Here is a 20,586-nt window from a genome sequence, read left to right as displayed (position 1 = left end):
AGGGCGTTTTGCGGCGGGCGCAAGAGGGAAAATTAGGTTTTCATCCTGTTTGATTAATTTCTGCGCCGAACGTCTGAAATGACAGCGTTTCCTTCGTTGAAAAGCCTAGATAGAGCCAAACTGACAGTAAAACTCAGAGCATGCTCAGGGCTATTTGTGCGGTTTAGGTTTATGACGATATAGAGGGAATGAATGTAGGGAGCGTGCACTGGAACAGTGTTTCGATTGATGCCGTAGAAGTAACGTGCAATCTAAAAGCCAAGCTCAGAATGCAACAACCGCTTTACTCATGTGGCTTTGCACATGGGATAAAGCGGCTGTCTATGACGTCTATCGCTAGCTGATACTGGTCGGTTCACGCTGTTCGCTGCTGAACCTTACTTTTATATAAGCTATATGCACTATATAAGATAGGCGTTCAGCGCTGTAGGAAAAGCGCGGGCCGACAACTGGTATCAGAACGGAATGTCATCATCAAAATCCATTGGAGGCTCAGCGCTACCGAAACCGGCGTTATTCGCTGGTGCCGCATTCGGGGTATTGTTGGCGTAGCCGCCTTGCGCTGGGGCATTGCCGTAGTTACCTTGGGACTGCTGTGGAGCAAAACCTTGGTTTTGTGGCTGCTGTGGTTGACCCCAACCGCCTTGTGATTGGCCTGCCGGTGCGCCCATGCCGCCACGGGAATCCAGCATTTGCATCTCATCGGCTTGAATTTCGGTGCTGTAACGCTCTTGGCCGTTCTGATCCTGCCATTTACGGGTACGCAGTTTACCTTCAATGTAAACCTTGGCACCTTTCTTCAGGTATTCACCCGCTACTTCTGCCAGACGACGGTACAGCACAACACGGTGCCATTCGGTCATCTCTTTTTGCTCGCCGGTATTCTTGTCGCGCCAGCTTTCAGAGGTCGCGATGCTGATATTAGCGACAGCATTACCGTTCGGCATATAGCGTACTTCAGGGTCCTGCCCCAAATTACCGATCAGGATAACTTTGTTAATGCCACCTCTGGCCATAACTCTCTCCGCTTCTTGGATGTCAATGATGTGTAATTTCTGATTGTATCACGCTCCTTTCGGATCTGAGCACCTTCCCAATAAAGAAGCGCGAAATCCTGCGCAAAGCAGCGCTCGCATGCTGTCAGTGTGGTGCACCGAAATCGGTACGGGAGAATTACTGGATATCTATTCAGTTATTTTTATTTTGTGCGATACTCAGATTTTGACCGTTTTCACCTTTATTACCTTCTCTTCCTTTACGACCTAAAGTGACGCTATGGATAAGATCGAAGTCAGGGGTGCCCGCACCCACAACCTGAAAAACATCAACCTGATTATCCCGCGCGACAAGCTGATTGTGATCACCGGTTTGTCCGGCTCCGGCAAGTCATCGCTGGCGTTTGATACGCTGTACGCGGAAGGTCAGCGCCGCTATGTGGAGTCACTGTCGGCTTATGCACGCCAATTTCTGTCTTTGATGGAAAAGCCGGATGTGGATCATATCGAGGGGCTGTCGCCGGCTATCTCTATCGAGCAAAAGTCCACGTCACATAACCCGCGCTCTACCGTCGGGACCATTACCGAAATTCACGACTATTTGCGCTTGCTGTTTGCCCGCGTGGGTGACCCGCGTTGTCCGGTGCACGATGTGCCGCTGGCGGCACAAACGGTCAGTCAGATGGTGGACAAGGTATTGAGCTTGCCAGAAGGGCAAAAGCTGATGCTGTTGGCGCCCATCATCAAAGAGCGTAAAGGTGAGCACAGTAAGACGTTACAAAATCTGGCCGCGCAGGGTTATATCCGCGCCCGTATAGATGGCGAGGTGTGTGATTTATCCGATCCCCCAGCGCTAGAGCTGCAAAAAAAACACACCATTGAAGTGGTGGTAGATCGTTTCAAAGTGCGCGCAGATTTAGCGCAGCGCTTGGCCGAAAGCTTCGAAACGGCGCTCACACTCTCTGGCGGCACCGTGGTGGTAGCCGACATGGAGGATAGCAACGCACCGGAGCTGGTATTCTCCTCCAACTTTGCCTGTCCGCACTGTGGTTACAGCATGCACGAGCTGGAGCCGCGTCTGTTCTCCTTTAATAACCCCGCAGGCGCATGCCCGACCTGTGATGGTCTTGGGGTACAGCAGTATTTTGACCCCGAGCGAGTGGTGCAGCATCCGGAGCTGTCACTCGCCGGCGGTGCAATTCGCGGCTGGGATAAGCGTAACTTCTACTACTTCCAGATGCTCAAATCGCTGGCGGAATACTATAACTTCGATATTGAAGCGCCGTTCAATTCACTGCCTCCGCGAATTCAAAAGGCGGTGCTGTCCGGCTCGGGGCGAGAAAATATCGAGTTTAAGTACATTAACGATCGCGGTGATACCACGATTCGCCATCATCCCTTCGAGGGGATCTTGCACAACATGGAACGGCGCTATAAAGAGACCGAATCCATGGCGGTGCGTGAAGAGCTGGCTAAATACATCAATAACCGCCCCTGTGCCAGCTGCCACGGGTCACGGCTGCGTGAAGAGGCACGTCATGTGTTTATCGAAGACACCACGCTGCCGGATATCGCACAGATGAGTATCGCCGAGGCGCTGACTTTCTTCCACCAGCTACAACTGGCTGGGCAAAAAGCGCAGATTGCCGAGAAAGTGTTGAAGGAAATTCGTGATCGCCTGATGTTTTTGGTGAATGTCGGCTTGAATTACCTGACACTGGCCCGCTCGGCGGAAACGCTGTCTGGCGGCGAGGCGCAGCGGATCCGTTTGGCTAGCCAAATTGGTGCAGGTTTAGTTGGCGTGATGTATGTGCTGGATGAACCGTCGATCGGCTTGCACCAACGCGATAACGAGCGCTTGCTCAATACGCTGATCCACCTGCGCGATCAGGGCAATACCGTGATTGTGGTAGAGCACGATGAAGATGCGATTCGCGCTGCCGATCATATTATCGATATCGGCCCGGGTGCTGGCGTGCATGGCGGGGAAATCGTAGCCGAAGGCACCGCCAGCGAGATTATGGCCAATCCGAATTCCGTCACCGGGCAATATTTGTCCGGTCAGCGTGAAATTGCGGTGCCGACGGAGCGTACACCGGCTGATCCTGCCAAAGTGCTGCGTCTGATCGGGGCGCGCGGCAATAACCTCAAAGACGTCACGCTATCGATTCCGGTCGGGTTGTTTACTTGCGTCACTGGGGTGTCAGGCTCAGGCAAGTCGACCTTGATCAACGATACCCTGTTTCGTATCGCCCATCGCGAGTTAAATGGAGCGACCGCTGAAGAGCCGGCGCCGTATCGTGAGATCCAAGGCTTAGAGCATTTCGATAAAGTAATTGATATCGACCAAAGCCCGATAGGTCGTACCCCACGCTCTAATCCGGCCACTTATACCGGCATTTTCACCCCGATCCGTGAGCTGTTTTCTGGCGTACCGGAATCGCGGGCACGCGGGTATACCCCAGGGCGCTTTAGCTTTAACGTGCGCGGTGGACGCTGCGAAGCCTGTCAGGGCGATGGCATGATTAAAGTGGAGATGCACTTCTTACCGGATGTGTATGTGCCTTGCGATCAGTGCCACGGCAAACGCTATAACCGCGAAACCTTAGAGATCAAATACAAAGGTAAGAGTATCCACGAAGTGCTGGATATGACGGTTGAAGATGCGCGCGAGTTTTTCGATGCCGTACCGGCACTGGCGCGTAAGCTGCAAACTTTGATGGATGTGGGATTGTCCTATATTCGTTTGGGTCAATCGGCGACCACCTTGTCCGGCGGGGAAGCGCAGCGGGTGAAACTGGCGCGTGAGCTGTCTAAACGCGATACCGGTAAAACCTTGTACATTCTGGATGAACCAACCACCGGTTTGCACTTTGCCGATATCCAGCAATTACTGACCGTGCTACATAAGCTGCGCGATCACGGTAACAGCATTGTGGTGATTGAACACAATCTGGATGTGATTAAAACTGCTGACTGGATTGTCGATCTGGGGCCGGAAGGCGGCAGTGGCGGCGGTGAGATATTGGTCGCTGGTACGCCAGAAACCGTGGCGGAAAGTGCCGACTCGCATACCGCGCGCTTCCTCAAACCGATTTTGCAACGCGCCCTGCATAACGCTAAACAGCAGGACTAACGGCACCTTACCGGAATGACGAGTATTACTGGATTACCGGTAAGTGTGTCAAAACAGGGGCGAGTTCTGACTCGCCCCTGTTTTACGCTGATTCAGCGCTTAACTGAGCACTTCTTGTAACGCCCGTAAGCACAGCGCCACGTTTTCACGCCGCGCACCGTATCCCATCAAACCGATCCGCCATGCTTTACCCGCCAGCGCACCTAGACCAGCCCCAATCTCCAAGTTGTATTCCTTCAACAACCGGCTACGTACCGCTGCATCATCCACCCCATCGGGGATATACACCGCATTAAGCTGGGGCAAACGCGCGGACTCGGCTACCACAAATTCCAACCCCAAGGCCTGTAACCCATCGCGCAGCAATTGGTGCATCTGGGCATGGCGCGCCCATGCCTGCTCTAATCCTTCTTGATGCAATGCCAACAAAGCTTCGTGCAGAGCATACAGCGTGTTTACCGGCGCGGTATGGTGATAACTGCGCTTCGCGCCGCCTTGCCAATACCCCAGCACCAAGGTTTGATCTAAAAACCAGCTACCGACTTTACGCTGGCGCCGCTCGATTTTTTCTACTGCCCGTGGTGAGAACGATAACGGCGAGAGACCCGGCACGCAGGATAAACATTTCTGACTGCCGGAATACACCGCATCAATGCCCCACGCATCCACATACAGCGGCACGCCGCCCAACGAGGTCACCGCATCCACAATCGTCAAGCAATCAAACTCACGGGCAATCTGACACAAGGTTTGTGCATCAGAGCAGGCGCCCGTGGAGGTTTCGGCGTGCACAAAGGCCAGCATTTTTATCTCAGGATCGGCGGCGAGCGCCGCGCGCACTTTGTCTGGCGACACCGGCTCGCCCCAAGCGTCATCCACCAGCACCGGGATCCCGCCGACGCGCTCCACATTCTCCGCCATACGGCCACCAAACACGCCATTCCGGCAGACCAGCACTTTTTCACCCGGCTCCACCAAATTGACAAAGCAAGCTTCCATCCCTGCCGAACCGGGGGCGGACACCGCGATGGTAAATGGATTTTGTGTTTGCAGCGCGTACTGCAGCAATTGCTTGAGCTCATCCATCATGCCGATGAACAGCGGATCCAGATGGCCCACGGTCGGACGCGAGAGCGCATTTAACACGGTAGGATAAACATCCGATGGCCCCGGCCCCATTAAAATCCGATGCGGCGGCATAAATGAACGAAAGTGCATAGCAGTGGACATAGAACTCTCCTTGTAGGTGTAGGGTGCAGAGTGCTGCATTTTCCAGTATCCGCAGCCACGGCAAAAATGGCAATACACTGCTCGGAGCACAATTCCGTTGACAGGTTAAAAATAAACCGATATTTCTGATGTCAACCTAGCTTGCCAGGTTTACGGACAACCGGCAGGCGGGCCAGAAGAGGTGCGTCATTCAGGCAGCTGCCGGTCAACCGGAAATTTGCGGCAGTCAGGGGAATGTACGCCGAGATAGTTCAGGGTTCCGGAGCCCTGCCTATCGGCCGCGGAGGCTGAATCCTTCCGGCTGTCACCTTGCGAGGTGGAGCGCTTCTGGGTGCAGGAATTACATCGGTAGGCTCGGGGCTTCCCTTGTTTTCGGACGGATTCCGTTCGCGTCTGCGACCCCCACGTTCAGCTCTTCCCGTTCTACGGGCCACGTGCCAAGACGTAAGGACTCATTTCTAGGACACGAGGAATTTTCATGATGTCTCATCTGACGGTCGCCAAATTCGGCGGAACCAGTGTGGCGGACCATACCGCCATGAATCGCTGTGCCAATATCGTCCTTGACGATCCGAACACCAAAGTGGTGGTGCTATCGGCCTCGGCCGGTGTCACCAACTTGCTGGTCGCTCTGGCCAATGGCTGCGATGCCGAGCAACGCGCCTACTATCTGGATGAAGTGCGCCGCATCCAACTGCGTATTTTGCAAGATCTCGGCAACCCCCCCGCCATCCAAGAAAAAATTAATCGGATGCTCGACAGCATTGCCGCTCTGGCCGAAGCCGCCAGTCTTGCCACCTCGGCGGCGCTGACCGACGAGCTGGTCAGCCACGGTGAGCTGATGTCGACCCTGCTGTTTACCGAGCTGCTGCTGCAACGCGGCGAGCGTGCGGTCTGGGTGGATGTACGCAAAGTTCTGCGTACCGACAGCCATTTTGGCAAAGCCGTACCCGATCTGGTGGCGACGGCCGCCTTGTGCGAACAACATCTGCTGCCACATCTGGATGCCGGTCTGATTATCACCCAAGGCTTTATTGGTTCAGACGACAAAAAGCGCACCACCACCCTCGGTCGCGGCGGTAGCGACTACAGCGCCGCACTGCTGGCCGAAGCGATGAAAGCGGATAGCCTGATTATCTGGACCGATGTGGACGGTATCTACACCACCGATCCGCGCATTACCGCGGCCGCCAAGCGTATCGATGAGATCAGTTTCTCGGAAGCCTCTGAGATGGCGACCTTCGGCGCTAAGATCTTGCATCCGGCTACTTTGCTGCCAGCGGTACGCAGTGATATCCCCGTGTTTGTCGGCTCCAGCAAAGAGCCAAAAGCGGGCGGTACTTGGGTTACCCGTAATGCCAGCCGCAAACCGCTGTTTCGCGCGGTGGCGGTGCGCCGCGATCAAATTTTGCTGACCCTGCACAGCCTAAATATGTTGCACGCCCAAGGCTTTCTGGCCGAAGTGTTCAATATTCTGGCGCGACATAAGATTTCAGTGGACTTAATCACCACCTCGGAAGTCAGCATTGCCCTGACCCTAGATAAAACCGGCTCCGCCTCCTCCGGCGCCAGTTTGCTCACCGATGGCCTGCTCGAAGAGCTCAGTCAGTTGTGCCGCGTGGAAGTGGAAAGCGATTTGGCTCTGGTGGCCCTGATTGGCAATCAGATGAGTCATACCGCCGGCGCCGGTAAGCAAATCTTCGATACCTTGAGCGCCTTTAATATCCGCATGATCAGCTATGGTGCCAGCGCCCACAATCTATGCCTGCTGACCCGAGGCGATGATGCCGATAAGGTCGTGCAAACCTTGCATCGTCATTTGCTGGAATAATGACCGGCAATAACACCGGAACTAACAAGGCCACCTTATCGGTGGCCTTTTTGTCGCGACGGATGAACGACGCATTGGTACGCTAAGTATGTTAACTCAAGCGTCTTGGTCATAACCCAAGTTCGGGGTTAACCAGCGTTCGGCTTCCGACAAGGTGATCCCTTTGCGCGCGGCGTAATCTTGTACCTGATCGCGCTGAATTTGTGCCACGGCAAAATACTTGCTCTGCGGATGACTGAAATACCACCCCGACACCGACGCCCCCGGCCACATGGCATACGATTCAGTCAGCCGCATACCAGTACGCTCCTGCGCTTGCAACAATTGCCAGATCACCGCCTTTTCACTGTGCTCGGGGCAAGCGGCATAGCCTGGCGCGGGGCGAATGCCCTGATAGTTTTCACGGATCAGCTCTTCATTACTCAGAGCTTCATCCGGTGCATAGCCCCACAGCTCAGTTCGTACGACTTGGTGTAAATATTCGGCAAAAGCTTCCGCCAACCGATCGGCCACCGCTTTGACCATGATTTTGTTGTAGTCATCCTGCTGGGCATCGAAGGCATCGGCCAGTGCGTGCTCTTCCAAGCCGCCGGTCACCGCAAACGCGCCCAGATAATCGGCCAGCCCAGTCTCTTTCGGCGCTACAAAATCACTCAGGCAGTAATTAGCAAACTCCTTTTTCTCGGTTTGCTGACGCAAATGGTGGCTGACCGCGACACACTGCTGACGGGTCTCATCGGCATAAATTTCAATATCGTCTCCGACACTGTTGGCCGCAAATAACCCGACGACCCCGCGCGGTTGCAATAACTGCTCGGCATGCAAGGTATCCAGCAAGGCATTGGCATCGGCAAATACCCGCTGCGCCTCTTCGCCGACCACCTCGTCTTGCAAAATCATCGGGTATTTACCGGCCAGTGACCATGTCATGAAAAACGGTGTCCAATCGATATACTCGCGCAGCACATCAATCCCCACCTCGATACTTTGCACGCCAAGCCACTGCGGCTTCGGCGGTTGGTATTCCGACCACGCTATCGCCACCCGATTAGCACGCGCCTGCGCCAAAGTCACCGGCGGGGTACGCGGCTTTTTCCGCGCAAATTGCACTCGGAGCTGCTCATATTCACGGCGGGTGCGCGCTAGCAGAGGTTCACGCTGCTCCGCGGACAGCAAGTTGGAGCAAACCCCGACCGTGCGTGAGGCATTTTGCACATACAAGGTCGGCCCGCTGTAGTTCTGCTCAATTTTCACCGCGGTGTGCGCCTTGGAAGTGGTCGCACCACCGATGAGTAGGGGCAGCGTAAAGCCTTGCCGCTCCATCTCTTTGGCCACATGCACCATCTCATCGAGTGACGGTGTGATCAGGCCCGATAGCCCGATAATATCCACCTCTAGCTCACGGGCAGTTTTCAAGATCTTCTCGCACGGCACCATGACCCCGAGATCGATAATCTCGTAGTTATTACACTGCAGCACCACCCCAACAATGTTCTTGCCGATGTCGTGCACATCGCCTTTTACCGTCGCCAGTAAGATTTTCCCCGCCGATGAGCCTTGCTGTTTGGCGGCTTGAATAAACGGCTCCAAATAAGCCACCGCTTGCTTCATCACCCGCGCCGACTTCACCACCTGCGGCAAGAACATTTTGCCCTCGCCAAACAGATCGCCGACCACATTCATGCCAGCCATCAATGGTCCTTCGATCACCTGCAATGGCTTGTCCGCCTCCAAACGTGCCGCTTCGGTATCCTGTTCGATAAACTCGGTGATCCCTTTAACCAGCGCATACTCCAAGCGCTTACTGACCGGCCAGCTGCGCCACTCGGCCGCTTGCTTATCTTCGCTCGCGCCCTCTTTACTGCCGCGATAACGTTCGGCCAAGGCCAGCAAATTATCAGTCGCCTGCGGATGACGGTTGAGCACCACATCTTCCACCGCTTCGCGCAGTTCAGCAGGCAGATCATCATAAATCGCCAATTGGCCGGCGTTGACGATCCCCATATCCATGCCGTTTTTAATGGCGTAATACAAGAACACCGCATGGATGGCTTCGCGCACCGGATCATTACCGCGAAACGAGAACGAAACGTTGGACACACCGCCCGAGATCAGCGCATGAGGCAAGTTCTGTTTGATATCCGCGCAGGCACCAATAAAGTCGAGCGCGTAGTTATTGTGCTCTTCGATACCGGTGGCAATCGCAAAAATATTGGGGTCAAAGATAATATCTTCCGGAGGGAAACCAGCTTGCTCGGTCAGCAAACGGTAAGCACGCTGGCAAATGGCAAACTTGCGCTCACGGGTATCGGCCTGCCCCACTTCATCAAAGGCCATCACCACCACCGCGGCACCGTAGCGGCGCACCAACCGCGCTTGGGCTAAAAAGCGCTCTTCGCCTTCTTTCATCGAGATGGAGTTGACGATCCCCTTGCCCTGAATGCATTTCAGGCCCGCTTCAATCACTTCCCACTTGGAGGAATCGATCATCACGGGTACGCGTGCGATATCGGGCTCGGCGGCAATCAGATTTAAAAAGCGCACCATGGCCAGTTCGGCATCCAGCATCCCCTCATCCATATTGATATCGATGATCTGAGCGCCACTTTCGACCTGCTGGCGCGCCACTTCCAGCGCCTCATCATACTTTTCTTCTTTAATCAGCTTCTTAAAACGCGCTGAACCGGTCACGTTGGTGCGCTCACCAACGTTCACGAACAAGGTCTGGGCATCAATGGTACAAGGCTCGAGACCTGACAACCGGCACGCCACCGGACGCGTGCTGATCGTTCGTGGCCGTAAATCGGCGACCGCCGCAACAATCGCCGCGATGTGCGCTGGAGTTGTCCCGCAGCAGCCGCCCACTAAATTCAGAAAGCCTTGCTGCGCCCATTCCCGGATCTGCGCCGCCATCGCCTGCGGCCCTAAATCGTATTCGCCAAAGGCGTTCGGCAAACCGGCATTCGGGTGCGCTGAGACGGCACATTCGGCAATTCGCGCCAGCTCCGCCACATACGGACGTAGCTCATCAGGGCCCAGCGCGCAGTTCAAGCCGAACGATAGCGGGCGCACATGGCGCAGCGAGTTATAAAACGCTTCAGTGGTTTGCCCCGACAAGGTGCGACCAGAGGCATCAGTGATGGTGCCCGAGATCATCACCGGCAACTGGATCCCGAGCGATTCGAACACACTTTCCACCGCAAACAGCGCGGCTTTGGCATTAAGGGTATCGAAAACCGTTTCAATCAACAGCAGATCGACGCCGCCGTCAATCAACGCCAAGGTCGCTTCTTGGTAGGCGCTCACCAGCTGATCAAAACTGATATTACGAAAGGCCGGATCGTTCACATCCGGTGAGATTGACGCAGTACGGTTGGTCGGCCCCAATACACCCGCCACATAACGCGGTTTATCTGGGGTTTTGGCACTCCACGCATCGGCGCAAGCGCGCGCTAAACGCGCCCCTTCACGGTTAATTTCCGCCGCCAATGCCTGCATCTGGTAATCGGCCATCGCAATCGAGGTGGCATTGAAGGTGTTGGTTTCTAAAATGTCGGCTCCCGCCTCCAGATAGGCGTGGTGAATGGCGCTGATCACCTCGGGTTGAGTCAACACCAACAGATCGTTATTGCCTTTCAAATCGCTCGGCCAATCGGCAAAGCGTTCACCGCGGTAATCCTGCTCCTGCAGCCGGTATTGCTGGATCATCGTCCCCATACCGCCGTCGATGATTAAAATGCGCTCTGCCAGCTGACGGCGTAATGCCTCTGTTACCGGATGCTCAACCATGATTCCCTTTGCACTCCCTGCGTCTACAACCTATCCATGAGCGTTAACTATGTCATATGGAAATCTAGACGTCTATATCCGATAAGCGTTAACCACCTCTAAAATAATCGCTTACGGCTATTTAATAACGGCAGATAATCCTCTACCGTGTTGGCACATATAAAAAGCAAAATCTTTGTAACACGCACACCCTGAGGTTGTTATGGATGTCTATTACATACTCTGTTTCTTAGCGGCAATCGCCATCATGATTGCCTATCTGAATCAGTACATTAATAAGGTACAAACCACGATAGCGATCACCGCCGGTGCCCTGATCTGTTCGCTGGGCATTATTCTGGCCGGTCAGTTTGGCTGGTTTCGGTTGGAAAGCATTGCGCAGGGCGTGGTGCAGCAGATCAACTTCCAAAATTTCCTGCTAAAAGGGATTTTGGGCTTCTTGCTGTTCGCTGGCGCGCTCGGAATCAAATTGCCGGTACTTAAAGATCAGAAGTGGGAAATTACCGTCTTATCGCTGTTCTCCACGCTGTTCTCCACCTTCTTAATTGGTTTTGCCACCTATGGCGTGACCCATTTAATCGGCATCGACATGGCGCTGATCCATTGTCTGCTGTTCGGCGCGCTGATTTCACCCACGGACCCGATTGCGGTACTGGCGATCATCAAAAAGCTCAACGCGCCACGCCGCGTCTCGATGCAAGTGGAAGGCGAATCGCTGTTTAACGACGGGGTTGGCTTGGTGATTTTCGTGACCATTTTTGCCGTCTCCTTCGGTGGTCGCTCACCAACTCTGATGGATGTCTCTTCGGTATTCCTGCACGAAGCACTGGGCGGCGTGGTCTACGGTCTGGTGATTGGCTATATCGCGCACCTGCTGATCTGCGCCACCGATGACGGTAGCTTGGAGCAATTGATCACGTTGTTGGTACCTACTGCCGGTTTTGCCCTGGCCAATATGCTGGGCGTATCCGGTGCGCTGGCGATGGTGGTGGCGGGGATCATGGTCGGTAACTGGACTCGCTATAAAGGTTTCTCCGAGCAAAGTGCCCACTATCTGGATCACTTCTGGGAGATGATTGACCACTTCCTGAACGCTCTGTTGTTCCTGCTGATTGGCCTGTGCTTGCTGCTAATTGATCTTAGCCGCGAAGGGATAATCCTGATGCTGCTGGCTATCCCAGTTTGCTTGCTGGCGCGCTATATCAGTGTCGCGGTGCCGTTTATCGCCTTCCGCTTCTTCCGCACCTATAACCCGTACACCCTGAAAATCCTCACTTGGGGCGGGTTGCGTGGTGGCCTGGCACTGGCCATGGCACTGTCGATTCCAGCCGGAGCGGCCTTTATTCCGGGTACCCAAACCGACGTGCGCGATCTGATTTTGGTGATGACCTACGCAGTGGTGCTGTTCTCCATTTTGGTGCAAGGCTCCTCCATCGAAAGCATGATCATCAAATCCAAGCGTGTTGAGCCAAGCAAATCAGAGCATCAACACCCGAGCATTGAGCACGGTCATCACTAATCTCACGCAATCGGCATTACCCACGTAATAGCCCGTGCACAGCCGAGCAGTCGGCTCACTCAACAAAAAAGGCGCCCGTCATACGGCGCCTTTTTTATGCTTAGGGTTTTAGCACTATTCACGTGTCGGCTGCATCACCCGCAAATCATATGGCGTGATCTGATACACGCAGTAATTCAGCCAGTTGCTAAATAGCAAATGGCCATGACTGCGCCAACTGGCCTCTGGCGGTCGCGTCGGATCATTGTCAGGGAAATAATTGACCGGGATTGCCGGTTGTAATCCTTCCCCCAGATCTCGCTGGTACTCTCCGGCTAACGTTAGCGCATCATATTCAGGGTGGCCGGTCACAAAGACCTGACGCCGATCGTCACTGGCTAGCAGATAGGCGCCAGCGTGCTCGGACTCGGCCAAAATCTGCAAATCGGTATACTCGCGGATCTGCGCAGTCGGAAAATCAGCATAGCGTGAATGCGGCGCCCAGAAATAATCATCAAAGCCGCGCGTCAGGGGAGCCAATGGCTCCAGTGTGGCATGGCGATAAACGCCAGACAGTTTTTCGCTGCGGGTAAGTTTAGGCAAGTCATACAGCACTTGTAGCGCCGCTTGCACCGCCCAACACACAAACAAAGTCGAGGTCACATGGGTCTTCGACCACTCAATCACCGTGCGGATCTGCTCCCAATAGGCCACATCAGAAAACGGTACCAAACCCAGTGGTGCGCCGGTCACAATCAAGCCATCGTAATTATGCGGCGCCAACTCCGCAAACTCGCGATAGAACATATCCAAATGCTCCGGCGGCGTGTTACGACTTGGCCGGCAATCAATGCGCAGTAATTCAATATTAATCTGGAGGGATGAGTTAGACAGGAGACGCAGAAACTGGTTTTCCGTCTCGATCTTTTTCGGCATCAGGTTCAGCAAAATCACCTTCAGCGGACGAATATCTTGGTGCAGCGCACGGGATTCCGGCATCACAAAGATGTTTTCCTGACGTAAAACATGGGCGGCGGGCAACTCATCGGGGATCCGGATTGGCATACGCGAAAACCTCTCGTTATATCCATATAAACGTTTAGACATCCAGATATCCATACTAGACAGAATCCGTACGAAGATCCAGCGCTAAACCGGTACGCGAAGCCAGAAACTGAGTCTGAAACCGGCAGTACCGCTATCAAATACGCAACAAGATCAGAGAAATAAGGAATTAAAGAGAAAAATAACAGGGAAGGAAGACGAAAATACAAAACCTAAAAACGCAAAAAGCCCATCCGTTAGGATGGGCTCTTCACTAATTTGATGCCTGGCAGTTCCCTACTCTCGCATGGGGAGACCCCACACTACCATCGGCGCTACGGCGTTTCACTTCTGAGTTCGGCATGGGGTCAGGTGGGACCACCGCGCTATCGCCGCCAGGCAAATTCTGTTTCTCTATCGCGTACACTACTTGTGTCTCGCGCCAGAGTTAAAATCTAAAAACAAGCTAAATAACTGATGTATTGTTCTTTGAACAAGTAACTTATGACTTCATTCTTCCAACATCACTTTGGCGTTGTATGGTTAAGCCTCACGGGCAATTAGTACAGGTTAGCTCAACGTATCGCTACGCTTACACACCCTGCCTATCTACGTCGTAGTCTCCAACAACCCTTTAGGAGGCTTTAAGCCTCAGGGATGACTCATCTCGGGGCAAGTTTCGCGCTTAGATGCTTTCAGCGCTTATCTCTTCCGCATTTAGCTACCCGGCAATGCCACTGGCGTGACAACCGGAACACCAGAGATGCGTCCACTCCGGTCCTCTCGTACTAGGAGCAGCCCCCCTCAATCATCCAACGCCCACGACAGATAGGGACCGAACTGTCTCACGACGTTCTAAACCCAGCTCGCGTACCACTTTAAATGGCGAACAGCCATACCCTTGGGACCAACTTCAGCCCCAGGATGTGATGAGCCGACATCGAGGTGCCAAACACCGCCGTCGATATGAACTCTTGGGCGGTATCAGCCTGTTATCCCCGGAGTACCTTTTATCCGTTGAGCGATGGCCCTTCCATTCAGAACCACCGGATCACTAAGACCTACTTTCGTATCTGCTCGACCTGTCCGTCTCGCAGTTAAGCTAGCTTCTGCCTTTGCACTAACCGCATGATGTCCGACCATGCTTAGCTAACCTTCGTGCTCCTCCGTTACTCTTTAGGAGGAGACCGCCCCAGTCAAACTACCCACCAGACACTGTCCGTATCCCGGATTACGGGACAACGTTAGAACATCAAACATTAAAGGGTGGTATTTCAAGGTCGGCTCCACGCAAACTGGCGTTCACGTTTCAATGCCTCCCACCTATCCTACACATCAAGGCTCAATGTTCAGTGTCAAGCTATAGTAAAGGTTCACGGGGTCTTTCCGTCTTGCCGCGGGTACACTGCATCTTCACAGCGATTTCAATTTCACTGAGTCTCGGGTGGAGACAGCCTGGCCATCATTACGCCATTCGTGCAGGTCGGAACTTACCCGACAAGGAATTTCGCTACCTTAGGACCGTTATAGTTACGGCCGCCGTTTACCGGGGCTTCGATCAAGAGCTTCGCTTTCGCTAACCCCATCAATTAACCTTCCGGCACCGGGCAGGCGTCACACCGTATACGTCCACTTTCGTGTTTGCACAGTGCTGTGTTTTTAATAAACAGTTGCAGCCAGCTGGTATCTTCGACTGAGTTCAGCTCCATCCGCAAGGGACTTCACCTACCATCAGCGTGCCTTCTCCCGAAGTTACGGCACCATTTTGCCTAGTTCCTTCACCCGAGTTCTCTCAAGCGCCTGAGTATTCTCTACCTGACCACCTGTGTCGGTTTGGGGTACGATTTCTGGTAACCTGATGCTTAGAGGCTTTTCCTGGAAGCGTAGTATCAGCTACTTCAGCACCGTAGTGCTTCGTCATCACGCCTCAGTGTTAATGAAAGACCGGATTTGCCTAGTCTCTCCACCTTCACGCTTAAACCGGGACAACCGTCGCCCGGATAGCCTAACTTTCTCCGTCCCCCCTTCGCAGTTACCACAAGTACGGGAATATTAACCCGTTTCCCATCGACTACGCTTTTCAGCCTCGCCTTAGGGGTCGACTCACCCTGCTCCGATTAACGTTGAACAGGAACCCTTGGTCTTCCGGCGAGCGGGCTTTTCACCCGCTTTATCGTTACTTATGTCAGCATTCGCACTTCTGATACGTCCAGCATACCTCACAGTACACCTTCAACCGCTTACAGAACGCTCCCCTACCCAATAACACCTAAATGTCATTGCCGCAGCTTCGGTGCATGGTTTAGCCCCGTTACATCTTCCGCGCAGGCCGACTCGACTAGTGAGCTATTACGCTTTCTTTAAATGATGGCTGCTTCTAAGCCAACATCCTAGCTGTCTAAGCCTTCCCACATCGTTTCCCACTTAACCATGACTTTGGGACCTTAGCTGGCGGTCTGGGTTGTTTCCCTCTTCACGACGGACGTTAGCACCCGCCGTGTGTCTCCCGGATAGCACTCTACGGTATTCGGAGTTTGCAAAGGGTTGGTAAGTCGGGATGACCCCCTAGCCTTAACAGTGCTCTACCCCCGTAGGTGTTCGTCCGAGGCGCTACCTAAATAGCTTTCGGGGAGAACCAGCTATCTCCCGGTTTGATTGGCCTTTCACCCCCAGCCACAAGTCATCCGCTAATTTTTCAACATTAGTCGGTTCGGTCCTCCAGTTAGTGTTACCCAACCTTCAACCTGCCCATGGCTAGATCACCGGGTTTCGGGTCTACACCTTGCAACTAATTCGCCCTATTAAGACTCGGTTTCCCTACGGCTCCCCTATTCGGTTAACCTCGCTACAAAATGTAAGTCGCTGACCCATTATACAAAAGGTACGCAGTCACACCACGAAGGTGCTCCCACTGCTTGTACGTACACGGTTTCAGGTTCTATTTCACTCCCCTCACAGGGGTTCTTTTCGCCTTTCCCTCACGGTACTGGTTCGCTATCGGTCAGTCAGGAGTATTTAGCCTTGGAGGATGGTCCCCCCATCTTCAAACAGGATACCACGTGTCCCGTCCTACTCATCGAGCTCACAGCAATGCGTCTTCGTGTACGGGGCTATCACCCTGTATCGCCGGACTTTCCAATCCGTTCCACTAACGCATCCACTGATTCAGACTCTGGGCTGCTCCGCGTTCGCTCGCCGCTACTAACGGAATCTCGGTTGATTTCTTTTCCTCGGGGTACTTAGATGTTTCAGTTCTCCCGGTTCGCCTCGTTAAGCTATGGATTCACTTAACGATACCTAAGTTATCTTAGGTGGGTTTCCCCATTCGGACATGGTTGGCTATAGCGCTCCATCCCAGCTCACCAACCCTTTTCGCAGGGTAGCACGTCCTTCATCGCCTCTGACTGCCAAGGCATCCACCGTGTACGCTTAGTCACTTAACCATACAACCCAAAATAATGTCGGGCTGAATGTCAGTCACTAAACTGGTCGTTGCCAGTTTCTCAAGTCGCTTGTTCTCAAGAACTTCAGTTATTTTTCAGCTTGTTTTCAAATTTTTAAAGAGCAGTTGTGCATCCGAAGATACATCAAACAATCTGTGTGAACACTCAGCTTAAGCGCCAAATATCTCAGGTAAGGAGGTGATCCAACCGCAGGTTCCCCTACGGTTACCTTGTTACGACTTCACCCCAGTCATGAATCACAAAGTGGTAAGCGCCCTCCCGAAGGTTAAGCTACCTACTTCTTTTGCAACCCACTCCCATGGTGTGACGGGCGGTGTGTACAAGGCCCGGGAACGTATTCACCGCGGCATTCTGATCCGCGATTACTAGCGATTCCGACTTCATGGAGTCGAGTTGCAGACTCCAATCCGGACTACGACATACTTTATGGGATTCGCTCACTATCGCTAGCTTGCCGCCCTTTGTATATGCCATTGTAGCACGTGTGTAGCCCTACTCGTAAGGGCCATGATGACTTGACGTCATCCCCACCTTCCTCCGGTTTATCACCGGCAGTCTCCTTTGAGTTCCCGACCGAATCGCTGGCAACAAAGGATAAGGGTTGCGCTCGTTGCGGGACTTAACCCAACATTTCACAACACGAGCTGACGACAGCCATGCAGCACCTGTCTCAGAGTTCCCGAAGGCACCAATCCATCTCTGGAAAGTTCTCTGGATGTCAAGAGTAGGTAAGGTTCTTCGCGTTGCATCGAATTAAACCACATGCTCCACCGCTTGTGCGGGCCCCCGTCAATTCATTTGAGTTTTAACCTTGCGGCCGTACTCCCCAGGCGGTCGATTTAACGCGTTAGCTCCGGAAGCCACGCCTCAAGGGCACAACCTCCAAATCGACATCGTTTACAGCGTGGACTACCAGGGTATCTAATCCTGTTTGCTCCCCACGCTTTCGCACCTGAGCGTCAGTCTTTGTCCAGGGGGCCGCCTTCGCCACCGGTATTCCTCCAGATCTCTACGCATTTCACCGCTACACCTGGAATTCTACCCCCCTCTACAAGACTCTAGCTTGCCAGTTTCAAATGCAGTTCCCAAGTTGAGCTCGGGGATTTCACATCTGACTTAACAAACCGCCTGCGTGCGCTTTACGCCCAGTAATTCCGATTAACGCTTGCACCCTCCGTATTACCGCGGCTGCTGGCACGGAGTTAGCCGGTGCTTCTTCTGCGAGTAACGTCAATGCCACTAGGTATTAACTAGTGACCCTTCCTCCCCGCTGAAAGTGCTTTACAACCCGAAGGCCTTCTTCACACACGCGGCATGGCTGCATCAGGCTTGCGCCCATTGTGCAATATTCCCCACTGCTGCCTCCCGTAGGAGTCTGGACCGTGTCTCAGTTCCAGTGTGACTGGTCATTCTCTCAAACCAGTTAGAGATCGTCGCCTTGGTGAGCCATTACCTCACCAACTAGCTAATCCCACCTGGGTTCATCCGATAGCATGAGGTCCGAAGAGCCCCCACTTTGGTCCGTAGACGTTATGCGGTATTAGCTACAGTTTCCCGTAGTTATCCCCCTCTATCGGGCAGATCCCCAGGCATTACTCACCCGTCCGCCGCTCGTCACCCAAGGAGCAAGCTCCTCTGTGTTACCGCTCGACTTGCATGTGTTAGGCCTGCCGCCAGCGTTCAATCTGAGCCATGATCAAACTCTTCAATTTAAAGTTTGTCGCTCGAATAAACTGGCAAATAAATTGTTCAGTCACTCGTTTAACTTAATATCTTTTGGATATCAGCATTCTCAAACGAGTGCCCACACAGATTGTCTGATTAACTTTTTAAAGAGCGTTTCGCTACCGAAGCAGCGACAGGAAGTGAATTATTCCGCAATCCTGTTTCGCTGTCAAGAAAATGTTTTGCATTTTCTCAAGAGCCGATATTCATTACTGCAGGCCAATCAGTGATTTGCATCACAGCTGCCGTGTCAGTGGGGTCGCATTATAGGGCGTTTTGCGGCGGGCGCAAGGGATTATTCAAGATAATTTGCATATTTGCCGCTGTTTGGTGAAAATCCGGTCAGAAGGCTGATTTTTGCTAGTTATTTAGCCAAAAACAGCACGGTTATGGTCGATTAAAAAGGATAAGTGATGAAGATTGCAGCGCTCGATGTCGATCCGCAGTGCACGTTCTCTCCGCTGTGCCCACAGGAGTTGCCAGTACAAGAAGGCGATCAGATAGCTGACGCACTCAATGCGCAAGCACAACTGGCCGATCTGCGGGTGCTGACCAAAGATGCCCATCCCGCCAATGCGCTATGGGTGGTTGATGATCCTCAGCACATGCTGCAACCACTGCCACATCCCAATGCCGATCTGACCTGGGTCGCGCATGCGGTTCCCGGTACCCGAGGCTTTGAAACCATTCCGGGTCTGCCGGCTGTCACCGAGTATGACTTTGTGGTGTGGAAAGGTATCGAGCCCGATCTGCATCCATACGGTGCTTGCTATCATGATTTACAGGAGAAACTCAGCACCGGCCTTATCGAGTGGCTGCGCTGTCAGGGGGTGACCCATATTGTGCTGGGTGGGCTGGCGACCGATTACTGTGTGAAAACCACAGCATTGCAGTTACAGCGCAGTGGCCACTTTACCGTGTTACTGAATCTGGCGGCCTGTCGCGGGATTGCGCCGGAAACTACCGCTCTGGCCTGTCAGGAAATGGCCGCGGCGGGAGTTTACCTGTGTGACAACCAAGAGACGCTGCAGCACACATTGCAGCAACTGATCCGCTGATCGCCCTGCACCACTGACGGATATCGCAACAGGCTATCTCTATATCTTCTATATATCTTCTATATAGCTATATAGAAGATATATCACTCGCTTGCTGTGCCGCTGAGCGAGAAAGCCAAGTCGTGAAGCAAGAGAGATTACACTCAACGCGGGCAGCCATATACGACAGCGTGATAAAGAAGAAGAGTGTGAAGGGATGAGTAAATGCAGAAAAACAAAAAGCCCGCTCAAAGAGCGGGCTTTTCACTATGATGGTCGGTGAGAGAGGATTCGAACCTCCGACCCACTGGTCCCAAACCAGTTGCGCTACCGGACTGCGCTACTCACCGAATATTCATGTTTACAAGAAGTGTGGTGCGAAGAGAGGGACTTGAACCCTCACGTCCGTTAAGACACTAACACCTGAAGCTAGCGCGTCTACCAATTCCGCCACCTTCGCGTATCACTTATCTTCTTGCTCAGTACCGCTTACGCCATACTGTTTAATCTGGGGTGGCTGATGGGGCTCGAACCCACGACAACTGGAATCACAATCCAGGACTCTACCAACTGAGCTACAGCCACCATAGAGTTTTTTCTTTCAGCTTATATCCACAACGTTGGGCTAAATCACTACCACATGCTTATATGGCGCGCCCGACAGGATTCGAACCTGAGACCTCTGCCTCCGGAGGGCAGCGCTCTATCCAGCTGAGCTACGGGCGCCCTGCGCGCCGTTGCGGGGTCGCATATTACGGATTTCATATCCGGCTGTCTAGCCCTTTTCGTATTTTTTTATGCAAAAAGAACCGACTGCTGATACTTTACCCGAAACTT

General features: G+C 53.3%; 9 protein-coding genes, 4 tRNA genes, 3 rRNA genes and 1 riboswitch. Of the genes, 5 read left to right on the top strand and 11 right to left on the bottom strand.

Features of this window, described 5'->3' with window-relative positions; translation table 11 throughout:
* Window positions 1-455 precede the first annotated feature (455 nt).
* Entirely contained in the window at window positions 456-1,016 is a 561-nt protein-coding gene (gene ssb, locus LQ901_RS14105; protein WP_039046679.1) for a single-stranded DNA-binding protein, read from the bottom strand.
* 118 nt (window positions 1,017-1,134) lie between these two features.
* Here ssb and LQ901_RS16795 point away from each other — a divergent pair, with 118 nt between their 5' ends.
* Complete coding sequence (locus tag LQ901_RS16795; protein WP_255698463.1) at window positions 1,135-1,266, top strand: hypothetical protein; 132 nt, start codon at window positions 1,135-1,137, stop codon at window positions 1,264-1,266.
* Window positions 1,267-1,275: 9 nt separating this feature from the next.
* Entirely contained in the window at window positions 1,276-4,131 is a 2,856-nt protein-coding gene (uvrA, locus tag LQ901_RS14100; RefSeq protein ID WP_064978338.1) for an excinuclease ABC subunit UvrA, read from the top strand.
* A gap of 99 nt (window positions 4,132-4,230) precedes the next feature.
* Here the strand turns inward: uvrA and LQ901_RS14095 are convergent, their stop codons facing one another.
* Window positions 4,231-5,361: an alanine--glyoxylate aminotransferase family protein gene (locus tag LQ901_RS14095; protein ID WP_152135851.1), complete on the bottom strand. Its 1,131-nt coding sequence runs from the start codon at window positions 5,359-5,361 to the stop codon at window positions 4,231-4,233.
* Between the two features lie 168 nt (window positions 5,362-5,529).
* A riboswitch (Lysine riboswitch) is annotated at window positions 5,530-5,696 on the top strand.
* 146 nt (window positions 5,697-5,842) lie between these two features.
* Between LQ901_RS14095 and lysC the strand changes: the two genes are divergently transcribed.
* Complete coding sequence (gene lysC, locus LQ901_RS14090) at window positions 5,843-7,192, top strand: lysine-sensitive aspartokinase 3 (protein ID WP_010863076.1); 1,350 nt, start codon at window positions 5,843-5,845, stop codon at window positions 7,190-7,192.
* Window positions 7,193-7,288: 96 nt separating this feature from the next.
* Here the strand turns inward: lysC and metH are convergent, their stop codons facing one another.
* A complete protein-coding gene (metH, locus tag LQ901_RS14085) occupies window positions 7,289-10,981 on the bottom strand; it encodes a methionine synthase (protein ID WP_152136845.1) in 3,693 nt (1,230 codons plus the stop codon).
* A 202-nt stretch (window positions 10,982-11,183) separates the two neighbouring features.
* Here metH and LQ901_RS14080 point away from each other — a divergent pair, with 202 nt between their 5' ends.
* The gene (locus tag LQ901_RS14080) at window positions 11,184-12,500 is read left to right on the top strand and encodes a sodium:proton antiporter (protein WP_010863074.1); all 1,317 of its coding nucleotides are present in this window, start codon (window positions 11,184-11,186) and stop codon (window positions 12,498-12,500) included.
* A 114-nt stretch (window positions 12,501-12,614) separates the two neighbouring features.
* Here LQ901_RS14080 and metA read toward each other — a convergent pair whose 3' ends face one another.
* The 4 genes from metA to LQ901_RS14060 form a co-directional block, all read right to left on the bottom strand.
* Entirely contained in the window at window positions 12,615-13,544 is a 930-nt protein-coding gene (metA, locus tag LQ901_RS14075; RefSeq protein WP_039046676.1) for a homoserine O-succinyltransferase, read from the bottom strand.
* A 263-nt stretch (window positions 13,545-13,807) separates the two neighbouring features.
* Window positions 13,808-13,923, bottom strand: a 5S ribosomal RNA gene (gene rrf / locus LQ901_RS14070).
* A gap of 139 nt (window positions 13,924-14,062) precedes the next feature.
* Window positions 14,063-16,966, bottom strand: a 23S ribosomal RNA gene (locus tag LQ901_RS14065).
* Window positions 16,967-17,157: 191 nt separating this feature from the next.
* Window positions 17,158-18,699: ribosomal RNA gene (locus tag LQ901_RS14060) — 16S ribosomal RNA — on the bottom strand.
* The 16S, 23S and 5S rRNA genes sit together here, the layout of an rRNA operon.
* Window positions 18,700-19,125: 426 nt before the next feature.
* Between LQ901_RS14060 and LQ901_RS14055 the strand changes: the two genes are divergently transcribed.
* Window positions 19,126-19,770, top strand: coding sequence for a nicotinamidase (locus LQ901_RS14055; RefSeq protein ID WP_064978342.1), 645 nt, complete (start codon window positions 19,126-19,128; stop codon window positions 19,768-19,770).
* 252 nt (window positions 19,771-20,022) lie between these two features.
* Here the strand turns inward: LQ901_RS14055 and LQ901_RS14050 are convergent.
* From LQ901_RS14050 to LQ901_RS14035, 4 genes are all read right to left on the bottom strand, one after another.
* Window positions 20,023-20,099, bottom strand: a tRNA-Pro gene (locus LQ901_RS14050).
* 23 nt (window positions 20,100-20,122) lie between these two features.
* Window positions 20,123-20,209 (bottom strand) — tRNA-Leu (locus LQ901_RS14045).
* Between the two features lie 49 nt (window positions 20,210-20,258).
* A tRNA-His gene (locus tag LQ901_RS14040) sits at window positions 20,259-20,334 on the bottom strand.
* 64 nt (window positions 20,335-20,398) lie between these two features.
* Window positions 20,399-20,475 (bottom strand) — tRNA-Arg (locus LQ901_RS14035).
* Window positions 20,476-20,586: the final 111 nt, after the last annotated feature.

The sequence above is a fragment of the Plesiomonas sp. PI-19 genome (assembly GCF_021368255.1).
Lineage (GTDB): Bacteria > Pseudomonadota > Gammaproteobacteria > Enterobacterales > CAMTGL01 > Plesiomonas > Plesiomonas shigelloides.
The sequence above is the reverse complement of the archived record's forward strand: the minus strand, read 5'-3'. Positions and strand labels throughout refer to the sequence as shown.

Coding starts and splice junctions, on each gene's coding strand:
- ssb (WP_039046679.1), bottom strand. CDS start 1,016: ATGGCCAGAGGTGGCATTAACAAAGTTATCCTGATCGGTAATTTGGGG.
- LQ901_RS16795 (WP_255698463.1), top strand. CDS start 1,135: ATGCTGTCAGTGTGGTGCACCGAAATCGGTACGGGAGAATTACTGGAT.
- uvrA (WP_064978338.1), top strand. CDS start 1,276: ATGGATAAGATCGAAGTCAGGGGTGCCCGCACCCACAACCTGAAAAAC.
- LQ901_RS14095 (WP_152135851.1), bottom strand. CDS start 5,361: ATGTCCACTGCTATGCACTTTCGTTCATTTATGCCGCCGCATCGGATT.
- lysC (WP_010863076.1), top strand. CDS start 5,843: ATGTCTCATCTGACGGTCGCCAAATTCGGCGGAACCAGTGTGGCGGAC.
- metH (WP_152136845.1), bottom strand. CDS start 10,981: ATGGTTGAGCATCCGGTAACAGAGGCATTACGCCGTCAGCTGGCAGAG.
- LQ901_RS14080 (WP_010863074.1), top strand. CDS start 11,184: ATGGATGTCTATTACATACTCTGTTTCTTAGCGGCAATCGCCATCATG.
- metA (WP_039046676.1), bottom strand. CDS start 13,544: ATGCCAATCCGGATCCCCGATGAGTTGCCCGCCGCCCATGTTTTACGT.
- LQ901_RS14055 (WP_064978342.1), top strand. CDS start 19,126: ATGAAGATTGCAGCGCTCGATGTCGATCCGCAGTGCACGTTCTCTCCG.